13 protein-coding genes and 1 pseudogene are annotated in these 13,004 nt (G+C 42.3%); 3 read left to right on the top strand and 11 right to left on the bottom strand.

The window, feature by feature from the left end; translation table 11 throughout:
* Positions 1–73: 73 nt before the first annotated feature.
* The 6 genes from NSQ49_RS22770 to NSQ49_RS22745 form a co-directional block, all read right to left on the bottom strand.
* Positions 74–406 carry a hypothetical protein gene (locus NSQ49_RS22770; protein ID WP_159864832.1) on the bottom strand — a complete coding sequence of 111 codons (333 nt, stop codon included), beginning with the start codon at positions 404–406 and terminating at the stop codon, positions 74–76.
* Between the two features lie 22 nt (positions 407–428).
* On the bottom strand, positions 429–3,194 hold the full coding sequence (locus tag NSQ49_RS22765; protein ID WP_251284215.1) for a hypothetical protein: 2,766 nt from the start codon (positions 3,192–3,194) through the stop codon (positions 429–431).
* A gap of 217 nt (positions 3,195–3,411) precedes the next feature.
* Entirely contained in the window at positions 3,412–3,591 is a 180-nt protein-coding gene (locus tag NSQ49_RS22760; RefSeq protein WP_159863024.1) for a hypothetical protein, read from the bottom strand.
* Between the two features lie 209 nt (positions 3,592–3,800).
* Complete coding sequence (locus NSQ49_RS22755; RefSeq protein ID WP_159863023.1) at positions 3,801–4,151, bottom strand: GIY-YIG nuclease family protein; 351 nt, start codon at positions 4,149–4,151, stop codon at positions 3,801–3,803.
* Between the two features lie 17 nt (positions 4,152–4,168).
* The gene (locus tag NSQ49_RS22750) at positions 4,169–4,924 is read right to left on the bottom strand and encodes a DUF2087 domain-containing protein (RefSeq protein ID WP_159863022.1); all 756 of its coding nucleotides are present in this window, start codon (positions 4,922–4,924) and stop codon (positions 4,169–4,171) included.
* Between the two features lie 228 nt (positions 4,925–5,152).
* On the bottom strand, positions 5,153–5,299 hold the full coding sequence (locus tag NSQ49_RS22745; RefSeq protein WP_201306485.1) for a hypothetical protein: 147 nt from the start codon (positions 5,297–5,299) through the stop codon (positions 5,153–5,155).
* A 564-nt stretch (positions 5,300–5,863) separates the two neighbouring features.
* On the opposite strand from NSQ49_RS22745, the gene NSQ49_RS22740 reads away from it, so the two are divergent.
* Positions 5,864–6,280, top strand: a complete 417-nt coding sequence (locus tag NSQ49_RS22740; RefSeq protein ID WP_159863021.1) for a hypothetical protein — start codon at positions 5,864–5,866, stop codon at positions 6,278–6,280.
* Between the two features lie 469 nt (positions 6,281–6,749).
* On the opposite strand, the gene NSQ49_RS22735 is transcribed toward NSQ49_RS22740, so the two are convergent.
* Positions 6,750–6,938, bottom strand: coding sequence for a hypothetical protein (locus tag NSQ49_RS22735; protein ID WP_159863043.1), 189 nt, complete (start codon positions 6,936–6,938; stop codon positions 6,750–6,752).
* A 417-nt stretch (positions 6,939–7,355) separates the two neighbouring features.
* Here NSQ49_RS22735 and NSQ49_RS22730 point away from each other — a divergent pair, with 417 nt between their 5' ends.
* Complete coding sequence (locus NSQ49_RS22730) at positions 7,356–7,553, top strand: hypothetical protein (protein WP_159863020.1); 198 nt, start codon at positions 7,356–7,358, stop codon at positions 7,551–7,553.
* Here the strand turns inward: NSQ49_RS22730 and NSQ49_RS22725 are convergent.
* The 4 genes and pseudogenes from NSQ49_RS22725 to NSQ49_RS22710 form a co-directional block, all read right to left on the bottom strand.
* A complete protein-coding gene (locus NSQ49_RS22725) occupies positions 7,550–7,975 on the bottom strand; it encodes a CBO0543 family protein (RefSeq protein ID WP_285870378.1) in 426 nt (141 codons plus the stop codon). The two genes, NSQ49_RS22730 and NSQ49_RS22725, sit on opposite strands and share 4 nt — an antisense overlap.
* Positions 7,976–8,596: 621 nt before the next feature.
* Positions 8,597–9,376, bottom strand: a pseudogene (locus tag NSQ49_RS22720) (hypothetical protein); the annotation flags it as partial.
* 166 nt (positions 9,377–9,542) lie between these two features.
* Complete coding sequence (locus tag NSQ49_RS22715; RefSeq protein WP_341071373.1) at positions 9,543–9,944, bottom strand: CBO0543 family protein; 402 nt, start codon at positions 9,942–9,944, stop codon at positions 9,543–9,545.
* A complete protein-coding gene (locus NSQ49_RS22710; protein WP_341071372.1) occupies positions 9,919–11,037 on the bottom strand; it encodes a DUF2515 family protein in 1,119 nt (372 codons plus the stop codon). The genes NSQ49_RS22715 and NSQ49_RS22710 overlap by 26 nt, the downstream gene beginning before the upstream one ends.
* Before the next feature lie 79 nt (positions 11,038–11,116).
* Here NSQ49_RS22710 and shc point away from each other — a divergent pair, with 79 nt between their 5' ends.
* Entirely contained in the window at positions 11,117–12,979 is a 1,863-nt protein-coding gene (gene shc / locus NSQ49_RS22705) for a squalene--hopene cyclase (protein ID WP_341071370.1), read from the top strand.
* The last annotated feature ends 25 nt before the right edge of the window (positions 12,980–13,004 follow it).

Raw genomic sequence — 13,004 nt, 5'->3', positions numbered from 1 at the left:
GAAATAGGCGAGTAAAATAGAATAAGAGCCGGATTATCAGGAAAAAAAGCATCCTTTAATCCGGCCCCTTTTATTATTTCAAAGTAATTAGCGCATTATATAACCCTCTATTTTTGCTGGAAACAGAAATTCCAGAACCGCCCTTTTCCTGAATAATTTCCATAACTACCTTTGATTTAACCTTTGCTGCATCAATTGTATATACTTTTTCGGATCCAGGTCCAAGGGTATCTTGGCAAGCAGGCTTATCATTAATTGAAAGCGATTCTTTTGTTTCAGAGTCTTTATCATACGCATTTAGTTTAAATGTCCGGCTGTTTTCTTCGCTGCTATTCTTTATTTTTACCAGTAGCTTTTCTTTTCCTTTTGCTGGAATACTGCAGCGAGATACATTCCTTTTTGCCATCTAATCTCCTCCTTTTCTAGTATTAATCTTCTTTTTTGAGGTTTTTAAGAGCATCCAGGATTGCCTGACGATTGTTGTTTCCATCTTGGCCCATTTGCATTATTGTATTTTTCAAGCTTGCAATTAATGCATCATCATTAGAAGAGCCTTGATTTCCTCTTAAAGCTTCAAGTAATGCGATTTGTGATAGTGCGATAGCCATGAACGAAGCATTATTATCACAATAGCCGATCATTACGTTATGCCCTGTATTTGCGATAATTCTGTTATTATCAAAGCTATTATTTGCTTCTGCTTCCGCTTCCGCCTCTGCTTCTGCTTCTGCCTCTGCCTCTGCCTCTGCTTCTGCTTCTGCTTCCGCCTCTGCTTCTGCCTCTGCTTCTGCTTCCGCCTCTGCTTCTGCTTCTGCTTCCGCTTCCGCCTCCGCCTCCGCTTCTGCCTCTGCTTCTGCTTCCGCCTCTGCTTCTGCTTCTGCTTCCGCTTCCGCCTCCGCTTCTGCTTCCGCCTCTGCCTCCGCTTCTGCTTCTGCTTCCGCCTCTGCTTCCGCCTCTGCCTCTGCTTCTGCTTCTGCCTCTGCTTCTGCCTCTGCTTCCGCCTCTGCTTCTGCTTCTGCTTCCGCCTCTGCTTCTGCCTCTGCCTCTGCCTCTGCCTCCGCTTCTGCCTCCGCTTCCGCTTCTGCTTCTGCCTCTGCTTCCGCTTCCGCCTCTGCTTCTGCCTCTGCTTCCGCCTCTGCCTCTGCCTCCGCTTCTGCCTCTGCCTCTGCTTCTGCTTCTGCCTCTGCTTCCGCTTCCGCCTCTGCTTCCGCCTCTGCCTCTGCCTCCGCTTCTGCCTCTGCCTCTGCTTCTGCTTCCGCCTCTGCTTCTGCCTCTGCTTCTGCCTCCGCTTCCGCTTCTGCCTCTGCTTCCGCTTCCGCCTCTGCCTCTGCTTCCGCCTCTGCTTCTGCTTCCGCCTCTGCTTCTGCCTCTGCTTCTGCTTCCGCCTCTGCTTCTGCTTCCGCCTCTGCTTCTGCTTCCGCCTCTGCTTCTGCTTCCGCCTCTGCTTCTGCTTCCGCCTCTGCTTCTGCTTCCGCCTCTGCCTCTGCTTCTGCTTCCGCTTCCGCTTCTGCCTCTGCTTCTGCCTCCGCTTCTGCTTCCGCTTCCGCTTCTGCCTCTGCTTCCGCCTCTGCTTCTGCCTCTGCTTCCGCTTCTGCCTCCGCTTCTGCCTCCGCTTCTGCTTCTGCTTCCGCTTCTGCCTCTGCTTCTGCCTCCGCTTCTGCCTCCGCTTCTGCCTCTGCCTCTGCCTCTGCTTCTGCTTCTGCCTCTGCTTCTGCTTCCGCCTCTGCTTCTGCTTCCGCCTCTGCTTCTGCCTCTGCTTCCGCTTCTGCCTCTGCCTCTGCCTCCGCTTCTGCTTCTGCTTCCGCCTCTGCTTCTGCTTCTGCCTCTGCTTCTGCTTCTGCCTCTGCCTCTGCCTCCGCTTCCGCCTCCGCTTCTGCCTCTGCTTCCGCTTCCGCCTCTGCTTCCGCTTCTGCCTCTGCTTCCGCTTCTGCCTCTGCCTCCGCTTCTGCCTCTGCCTCTGCTTCTGCTTCTGCCTCTGCCTCTGCTTCTGCTTCCGCCTCTGCTTCCGCCTCTGCTTCCGCCTCTGCCTCCGCTTCTGCTTCCGCCTCTGCTTCCGCTTCCGCTTCCGCCTCTGCTTCCGCTTCCGCTTCTGCCTCTGCCTCTGCTTCTGCTTCCGCTTCTGCTTCCGCTTCTGCCTCCGCTTCCGCTTCTGCTTCCGCTTCCGCTTCTGCTTCCGCTTCTGCCTCTGCTTCCGCCTCTGCTTCCGCCTCTGCTTCTGCCTCTGCTTCCGCTTCTGCTTCTGCTTCTGCTTCTGCTTCCGCCTCTGCTTCCGCTTCCGCTTCTGCCTCTGCTTCCGCTTCTGCCTCTGCTTCCGCTTCCGCTTCTGCCTCTGCTTCTGCTTCCGCTTCTGCTTCCGCTTCTGCCTCTGCTTCTGCTTCCGCTTCTGCCTCTGAATCTGAATCTGAATCAGCTTCCGCCTCTGCTTCTGCTTCTGCCTCTGCCTCTGCTTCTGCCTCTGAATCTGAATCTGAATCAGCTTCCGCCTCTGCCTCTGCCTCTGCTTCTGCTTCCGCCTCTGAATCTGAATCAGCTTCTGCCTCTGCTTCTGCTTCTGCCTCTGCCTCTGCCTCTGCTTCTGCCTCTGAATCTGAATCTGAATCAGCTTCCGCCTCTGCTTCCGCCTCTGCTTCCGCCTCTGCCTCTGCCTCTGCTTCTGCTTCTGCTTCTGAGACTGATACTCCAACTCCTACTCCAACCCCAGCGCTTGCTTCTGCATCTGAGTCTGCATCTGCTTCCGTTTCTGTTTCAACCTCTGCTTCTGCCTCAGAATCAGCTTCTGCTCCTGCATCTGCTTCTGCTTCCGCTTCCGCCTCTGCTTCCGCTTCTGCCTCTGCTTCTACATCAACTTCTGCTTCTGCCTCAGAATCTGAATCCGAATCCGAATCTGCTTCCGCCTCCGCTTCTGCCTCTGAATCAGCTTCTGCTTCTGCTTCTGCCTCAGCATTTGCTTCTGCAGCAGCTATCGCATTGGCATCAGCGTCGGCTATTGCATTAGAATCAGAATCTGATGCCAATCCGGTATTTACATCTATATCTCCAATGTCAAAGCCTAGGTCAGATAATCTCTCAAGATATTCATCTCTTATGCTTTGATAATCCGATTCTGAAATTCCACTATTGTTCTCAAGTGCCTGTAGTTTCTCAAGCAATCTTTGGATTTTTTTCAATTTGCTTTTTTTCTTCTGCCAACCCATCTTTTCCTCCTTTCTGATTATATAAAATGCTCCTGAACCGTTAATTTCTAGGAAAATAATCTATGACTCATGCGCAGGAACGCGATAAATAATCAGTCTTTTTTTGTTGGTTTTCTTACCTTTGACTTGTCGGCATTTTACACTCGTCTGATTAATTTCTTACTTTTTTCTACTTAACTTCGATTTCTCAAATAGTTTCATAACAGTTTGTAATGATCTATTCTTCTTCAGTCGAAGGCTCAGACTCAATTTCTGCAATTTGAGCTTGTAGCTTTTCTACTTTTGACTGCAGTTTGCCTCTGATTTTTTCATTTTCTTCTGTGGCCTCAATTGTGTTTAAATCTTCAAGCAGCTCCTGTACCTTGTCCTTTTTTCTATTAAGCCTTTTATCACGCATGTGATTCACTCCCTTCAAGAAACTTAATATATTATAGTTAGAATACATATTTTGTTGTGGGGCTTTTCCTCAGTATCAGCCATTATTATTAAAAATGGGTTTACCTAATTTACAAAAAAGTTAAATGAAATTGTTCAGTCCATATTCTCCCTTGCGCACAAAAAAATGACGTGTAGTTAAGCACACGTCATTTTTTACCTAATTTAACTTTATTTTTTGTTATATCCCTTATCTCCATATGGCTGGAGCTCCGCCAGCCACTTTTCCTCCAATTTCCCCAGGGCTTCCTTCTCGTTAAAATACGGATCGTCTTTCTTTTTCAGCTTCTCAAGAATGCTGATTTCAAAAGCACCTTTCCCATACTGATTCCAATCCTCCTGCAGCTCCCGATTCGGCATATAGACGTTTGATTCAAGGGAAAATCTAACACCGTTCAAGCTTTTTAAATTGTTTGTGCTGCCGATGAAGATCTTGTTGTTCACTGTATTCTTTATTTGATAAACCCCAGCTTCAATGGGCGTTTCTTTAAACTGCTGCTTTAATTCTCTTTTGCGTTCCATGGTAATCCCCCGTTTTTCTATTTTTTAAGCCAATACTCGCTGCCATCGGGCTTTCTGTCTAAGAATCCATAATCAATTAAATACCTTCTGATCAAAGCATAATCCTCATAAATGGCCATTAGTGCCTGATTTAACTCTTTCTCGCCATAAGTTTGATCAGGCTTCAGCCTGCCAGCAATTTCCCGCAATACAATCAGCCTTTGCTTCTCTCTTGGCGGAAACTTTGCAAGAGGCATACCAGGACCCTCAGCGAAGTATTTCTTGAGAACCTTCACCTGTTCTTCCTCTGTAATGTTATAGCGGTCATCCACCATCGTGGCACTTTTATGGACAGGCAGGAAAGCTGGTGCGTGCTCATCCTTTTCTTTCAGCAATTCCATGATCGCGAGAAAAGTCTTCGCCTGACGCTCCTTTTCCTTTAAGGCAAAACGGTGATGGCGAATGGTCGAAGTGCTCCCCATGTCCAGTTCCTTTTGGATATCCTTATCGCTTTTCCCCTGGTAAAAAAGCTGCAAAAGACTTTTTTGATGATCCGTAAGCCCTGTAAGCTTCTTATCCATAGAAAGCAGATAGTCAAATACTGAAATATGCTCCGTTTCAATATGAATGCGCATATAGCGTTCCGCTTCGTAAAATCGATCCTTGTATGGGTAGACGATTCCTTTTTCCGTCTTTTCCCCGCATAACAGGCAAGTGTATGCCTCTTTTTCTTCGGTGAAGCCCTGCTTTAGCTCCTCCAAGGAAGCCTCCCAAAATTGATTTGATAATTCCATTAATTAAACCACATCCTAATCTATATAAACAAATTTAATATTTGTTTGCTTCATGTTAAACATAATATACTATCGTTTGATTATAGTCAATGAACTATAAACAAATTATTATTTTGTTTTATTAATCTTAAACAAACTAGGCATCTGTTTATTAAAAAAGGTCAAATAAAAAGACCTTCAACGGAGAAGATCTTTTTTATTTTAGAATTCCCAATATTTAGTTGTATGTTATTTATTTTCAAAGTCCCTATAATGTATGATCTCAGATAGAATTTTGCATCCGCTTGCTTTCTTAAGCTCAGCTCTTGCTTCTTCCCTGTTGTCATACTCAAACATTTGGATCCGGTCCTGTAAAAATAGTGTTAATATCCACATATCGAATTCCTCCCTGGAGATATGATTCGTTAAAGATGTGCATGAGCCGCATCGTCCTGAGTGCATGCAGAGAAAAAGGAGTTTAATAGCTTTTTAATAAAGGTTTTTATTTTAAAAACAAATTAAAAGCAACCGTGATCAGCCATCCAAGGGCTATCGTTAGAGAAATATATGTACCGACATACAGCAATATCTCTGTCATGGTTCCTCCCCCAATGATTGGACTTATTTCTTATAGGTGGATTTTATTCTCGCTGCTAAGAATTGACCAGTTTTCATCTCCCCTCCTTCTAAAATAATGTCATTATAACAAGCCATAATTAAAAAAATGTCGAACAATCAGAGCTTTATCAATTTGTAAATAGAGTGTTATCTTTCTTTAATAAAGGGACTTTTTTGTTTTATAAATGCAAAATAATGAATGAATTTCTCATCAGGAAAATGCCAATCCCCATTCAATAAAGCCCGGGGTCCGTTTTTGGCGTTTTCTGATGGTTGTTTTTAACTAAATACGTTACTGATATTACCTTATTTTTTGGGGACAATACTTTTGAGGTGGCTGATGTGATTAAAAAGGTTTTAATATGTATTTTCGTTTTTCAACTAATTTCAACAACTGGTATTGCCCAAACAGAGCAGCAAATACAAATATTCAATATAAATAAAGGGAAGGTAATAAAAGTTTTACAAATGAACCCTGAAGTACAACAAGAAACAGAGAAATTTCTTGAGGGCATAACAGGTGTCTATGTTAAATACAATCCTATTCCTAATAAAGGATTTATGATAAGAATTCCTTTAGAGCCTAATAGAAAGGTAAGAAACAAATGGTTTGATGGCCTTGTAGATGAAGTTACTATTATACTTTCTGGTCAAGAAAATCCATATTTAATGGTTTTTGATGATGAAAACAGACCGTATTTTTTTACCTTTGAAGGAAATATAGAAGAATTCCTGGGAATATTGAACTTTAAATTGTAGACTTTACGAAAAATAGCTTTTTGATTTTAACTGAGGATTTGTTATAAATTGGGGTCCCTGGATGATTTCTTCATAGTTAATAGGCTGCATTTATTATAAATGCAGCCTTCGGGGTGCAAAATCACCAAACATATAAATTATAAAGAACTTGCTTTTTCTTGGAAAAGACCGGATCAATTAGAGAATATAAGGAACAATTAAAATGAATTAGCCTGAGTTCATGTACGCTTTAAATCAATCAATGAGGATCTAAGGAAGTTGATTTTAGAACATCTAATGATATACAGCCCAGCCACTGCTGCAGACGAATCTGTTAAAAATAAGATTGAAGTATTAATCTCAAACAGATTAAACCACAATATGATAGACTGTATTTTAATTATGAATTTTCTGTATATTTAACATAGTGGTGCACCTTCCCCTTGGCAGTAAGGTTATCTTGTAGTAAAAAAATGCAGGATATTTCATGTTACGAGGCAGCTTCAGATTTTAAGGTATGCCGTTTCACCTGAATATATTCTCCTGTAGTTTTATTCATTACTTGGGACACTTCTTTGGTATGTGTGATCTCAAGCCAATCATTTTGTATATCAGCCACTAATTTTACCTCCACATCATTTTTTCCATATTTTAAACCACTAAAAGATAATTTTGTCATCATCACACATTCCTTTCTTTTTTATATGTTTACTGCAGGAAAAATAGTAAACTTTTATAAATACCTCTTCCTCTATTATATCTACTGGGAAAAAGCTAGTCTTCCACTAAAGAAGAGGATTTGCTGCCGAAAGGTAATAACTAAATCAAAACCTGGGAGGGATATTACTAAGTCCTGAAGAAATGGTTCAATATCACTTGGCCAGACAAACTATATGCAAATTGGCCTGGGCTGGATCATGAAGAAACGGAGCGGTATTGTGAAAAGTCAGAGGCATGGTTAAGTGCGTATAACGGGAAAAATATTATTATGGTTACACATTTCGTTCCTTTTCCTAGATTTGTTAAATGAAAGGACGACCATAGCCGGGATTTTTTCAATGCTACGATGAGCAGTTCATACTTCGGTGAATTAGCAATGAAATTTGGTGTGAAAAAATATATATTTGGCCATATTCATACACGAGATCATGAACAGGAAAAAGGAATGGAAATCATCTGCACCCCATTAGGATACTATCCACACGAATGGGACTGTGAGTCAGCAGAGGTAAAGGTAACATTCCTTCTTAATTTAAATGCGGTAAAGTACAAATTTACCCTAATCGTAACCTAGCTTTCTCTTGTGAACCACCTGTAATATACTCTTGAAATATAATAAGTAATCCATACAGTAGCAAAAGTCCAATACCAAGTCCATCTTTTATACACAATCAACCGTGTATACTTTAAAGCGTAAAGCTCTAAAAGAGTAATAATGCCTGTGTGCCAAAAGTAATGAAAAGCTTTATACAAATAATTTTTTTTATCAGGATAATACAGATTGAATAAAACGCATAAAGCAGGATAGACAAAATACTCAAAGGTAAAGCTTGATTTGGTGGATCTTCTAAAGAACATTCTGTAAGGATACCTAATAAGTCTATATTCTGTAACCATTAATCCAAATAGCCAAGTAATAACTTGTTTAAATAAAAAGGCTATATTTGCTTCCCTAAGGCGATTCCTTGGTACGTATTTAATCAGTACCAGCACCATAATAACCCAGGAAGCCGTTTCAATAAATTTTTCTTTCCTATGTCTCAAAACACTCACCTTTTTTCGATAATAATATCTTTGGTATTCCTGCAGTCTGAGACTTAACAGAAAACAATGAAAGAAATCTTTTTACTTCAATCCACAAACTCATTGGACTGCCGCAATACCTATTGCATAATGTTTGAACAGTATGTCCTTTACTAACTCAGATTGTTGTTCTTCGCAATTAACGATAAGAATTATTTCTGAATGCTTCCCTTTTAATAGCCTCTTCTTTTTCTTCAAAATGACTTCAGTATATATTCTAATAGAAAAACCTACTGCAAAACCGATGAACGCAGCGATAAGTCCCCAATATATTGGTCCCCATGCTAATTTGAATCCAATGCTGGCCCCAATGACACCAAAGGCTGTTGCAAGCGCTATGCCTATATCAATGAGAGACGTGCCATCTGAGCGATGAAGTGAGTCAAAAACCCTGCGTGCCTCTATACGATTACAAAGAGGAAGAGCATAAATATCTTCCTTTCGTATCCCGTTTTTCTCAAGTGTAGAAATCGCCAATTCTAAAAAGGAGTTACTTTCAAAAGTTGAAAATAACTGCATTTTATTCACGCCACCTTTTTGTCTTTTCAATATTTGGAGACCCTTTGACTGATAATGTTCTGTTAAATACCTTCTTAGTTCCTCTTCGTAAAGTTTATTATTTTCGACTGTATTTATGTAGGAGTCATACGTTGCAAAGCCATAGTGGGATGGAAGAAATAGGAGCCATTCCGGATTTAAAACAGAGGTCGCCTCCTGGATTTTCCCAAGAAACAAGAGAGACACTGCCTGCTGTGCATGCGAAAGATAAAAGAAGACCACAACCCAGAATATAAGAAAAAATGCTGTCAAAATTCTATGTATATAGAGCTGTCCAAGTCCTGGTACAAATAATGACCACATAATGGGCATAAGTGGGCTTCTTTTATCAAGATAATTAATTTCCACTGGTCCTAAACTAAATGTATTGATTCTATGTCCTTCATTTTTGGCTAATATATATACTTTGTTCATATCTACAGTGGTTCGATAGCTGTCCCATATAGCAAAAAAGTAGACAGGAATATACATAAGCAGCCATCTGGTATCCAAAATTTCCTTCGCCATATCAATATGGCCTTGAAATGAGTAAACCATAGCTAAGTTGACATTCGCTTTAATATTAATGAGGACTTCCCAAATAAATAAGACATAACCCCTAAGAAATTTTGACAAAAGCAAATGTCCAAATCCAGGGAACGCAGCTGACCACCAGCCGATGATATAAGGATTTCTCAAATGAATTTGAGAGGTGCCCCAAACGCTCACATGAGCTTTGTAATACCTTGCGGTGTTATCATTTTCAAAATTATCCATTGCCCAGCATCCTGTATGATGATTAATTTAAGATAGCTTCCCACAATTTACTCACATTATACGGTGAAGCAGCTCTCGCACAATAAGAAAGGGAGCTGCTAGAGCAGCCCCCTATGTTTACCCCTTCGTGTCCAAGCATTAATCTATCACCAATAACCGGAACCCTTTATCCCTTCCTATTCATCCATCCATGAAAGGAAGCGACCAATCCAATAAACAGGCAATAGCCTATAAAGGTATAAAGATGATCCCAGTTTTCAGCATGAACGAACATTCCGAAACTCTCTGCCATTTTTTCTCCGGCTGCCATCGCTAGACTTATGATCAAAACAAACATTCCCCGAAACCAGCCCTTCACGATTTCCATTATCTTTAATAAAGGAATCATAAAGATTGGCAGGACGGCCAGGGTAAATACAATATTGATCGTAAATATGTCTGAGAATGGCCGCGTTGGGAAAGCGTACATCCCTTTCCCGGTAAAATATAAATCTAAATATGTTCCTAACAGTGATGCCAGCAGCATGGCCGGCATATAGCTTTTAATTCCAGACCGCCTTTTTGGCAAGGGCTGCGAGCTCAAGCCTTTCAAGTGTTTTACAGTATGCATTGCGGATCTCCCCATTTATTAAATCATCTAATTCCACAAAATAATCCAATACATGATCACTTACATACCAGTCGCCTGGCTCTGCTTCAGGCTGGCTGACGTTTTTCCAGGCAATTTCAAGGCTTGGGCTGAAAATCCTTCTTCCCCCTGGCCGGAGCTGGCACGACTTCAGCTGAAACTGATATTGCTCGCCTGGCAGCCCTTCATGGACATCATTGAAAATATGCGGCCAATAATCCTTCCTTGAGCCGGTATGCGGATGGGCATTTGCCCACTGTTCCGTTAATGCAAGCCCCTCTTTGTCCTTAAACAGAACATCGTACAGTCTTTTTCCTAATGTAATTCGTTCGTGCAGCGATTCAAAATGATTTAAGGTCTGTCCTTTCAACTGGATGGCCCCCTTTTTTTCATAAGGAAAAAGGATGTGATTGAAGGACAGGAGCTCCTGCAGCTTAAATTCAAGTTTTTGAAATACCTGAAGTTTATATTGAGGGTTTTGAATGACTCTTTTTTCTAAATAGCTCTGTTCATTGATGATAAGGGCAATGGTGAGTACATAGGGATCAGGCTTCCTCCAAAAACAGCTCCAGACTGTTTCCATAAAAACGGAGATATTAATGGATGAAAACAGGTGAAACAAGGGCTTGTTCCGCTTCAGGCTTTCCCTGTATATCAAAAATTGCGGATAGGCATCTTGAAAAATGAGCCAGTTCCCTCTTTCCAAAAAAGCAAAAAAGGTTTCCTTTTCACGATGTGATAATAAACGGGATAAGAGCTCCCCTTTTAAATCAGTCATATTCCAGCCGCCATTGCGTGAAACCATATGGCCCAAAAAGGCCCAATGGATTTCAGGATGCTGCCGGTAAAAATCAAGATAGGCTTTTGTCCGGGTGACGTTATTCACGTTCCATTTTATGGTCTCCCTTTTTACCTGGTCCAGGATCTCCTTTTCTTCATCTGAAAGGTTGATATGTTTTTTTACTGCTGCCTTTTTCTTTAATTCTTCCTTTAACCAGCCCATTGTGTGTTTCTTTTTAAAAAAGATAGGCATCCCTCCTCCATGAATTCTCTCACCGTGATATGAATATGTATTTATAGGAATAGATTAACCGGAGAGGAATGTGCATGAAATGACCAATACCGCTGCTGGCATGAAACGACTTATCGCCGCATTAAGAAAAAAGCAGTCCCCCGATGGTTCATGGAAATATCCTTTTGAGACCGGCATTGTAACAGACGCTTATATGATCATTTTATTAAGGACATTGGAGATACATGATGAAAAATTAATTCGGGGGCTGGCTTCAAGAATTCTGAGCATGCAGGAAGATAATGGCTCCTGGAAGCTTTTCCATGATGAGCCGGCTGGAAATGCAAATGCTACGCTGGAGGCTTATTATGGACTGCTGTCTTCAGGATATATCGGGAAGGAAGATAAAAGAATGCAGGCAGCCAGGAAGTTTATACGGGAGCATGGCGGAATGGAGAAAGCCAATATTTTTACCAAAATCATGCTATCCATTACGGGGCAGTACCCATGGCCTGATAACTTTCCGCTTCTCGTTGAAATTATGCTTTTGCCCCTGTCCTTCCCTTTCAACTTTTATCAATTTTCGGTGTATGGGCGTGTGAATCTGGCCCCCATTCTGATTCTTTCTGAAAAGAAATTCAGCATCAGAGCAAAAAACAGCCCTGACCTTTCAGACCTGCTGTTAACAAGAGCCCAGTGGGACATTCTGCCGGAATACCGATCGTTTTTATCCCTCATCAAAGATGGCATTGAAGGGCTTTTAGGGCTTCCTGAACATCTTCACTCATTGGCAATGGACCGGGCAAAGGAATATATGCTCCAGCGAATAGAGCCGGATGGGACCTTCTATAGTTATTTCAGCTCTACCTTTTTAATGATTTTTGCGCTTCTTTCTATTGGTTATTCCAAGGATGAGCCTGTTATCAGGAATGCAGTTGAGGGGCTGAAATCGTTTCAGGCAGATATAGACGCCCACCCTCATATGCAGTACACAGACGCCAGTGTTTGGAACACATCTCTAATCAGCACTGCTCTTCAATTAGCAGGTGTCACGCCAGATGACCCGGCAGTAAAGAGGGCAAACTCTTATTTGCTGAAGCGCCAGCATACTAAGTATGGGGACTGGGCCATTCATAACCCCCATGGACAGCCTGGCGGATGGGGATTTTCCGATGTCAACACGCTTAATCCTGATGTCGATGATACCACTGCTTCATTACGGGCAATCGCCGGAGGTGCCGAGAAAAGTTCCGAATACCAGAGTGCCTGGGACCGCGGCATTCAGTGGCTCTTATCCATGCAGAATGATGATGGCGGATGGCCTTCGTTTGAGCGAAATACCGAAAATCCATGGCTCGATTTCCTTCCAATTGAAAAGGGTGAATACATGTTTGGCGACCCAACCTCAGCAGATTTGACCGGGAGGACACTTGAATTTTTGGGGAATTATACGAATCTCCCAGCTGACGACCCGCTGATGAAAAATGCAGTTAACTGGCTGTTTGATCATCAGGAACAAGATGGTTCCTGGTATGGCAGATGGGGCATTTGCTATATTTATGGCACATGGGCCTCAGTAACAGGGCTTTCAGCAACAGGCTACTCCAGCCATCCTTCTGTCAGGAAGGCTATAGACTGGCTGAAAAAAATACAAAACGAGGATGGCGGCTGGGGGGAATCGTGCCTGAGCGACAGCCAGAAGTCATACGTACCTTTGAATAAAAGTACCCTCACCGACACGGCATGGGCGGTGGATGCCCTCATTGCAGCTGAAAATCAGCCAACTGAACAGATTCAAAGGGGAATTCAGTATTTGCTTAGCAATATTGAAAAAAAAGATTGGACGACAGACTATCCAAAAGGGCAGGCTATGGCCGGAAGTTTTTACATTCATTATCATAGCTACCGATATATCTTTCCGCTGATTGCTTTGGCTCATTATCAGAGGAAGTTTGGTCAGTAACCGCCCGCTGAAATTAAAACACTCA

Origin of the sequence: Cytobacillus sp. FSL R5-0377, from assembly GCF_038004385.1 — a bacterium.
Classification (GTDB): Bacteria; Bacillota; Bacilli; order Bacillales; family Cytobacillaceae; genus Cytobacillus.
The sequence above is the reverse complement of the archived record's forward strand: the minus strand, read 5'-3'. Positions and strand labels throughout refer to the sequence as shown.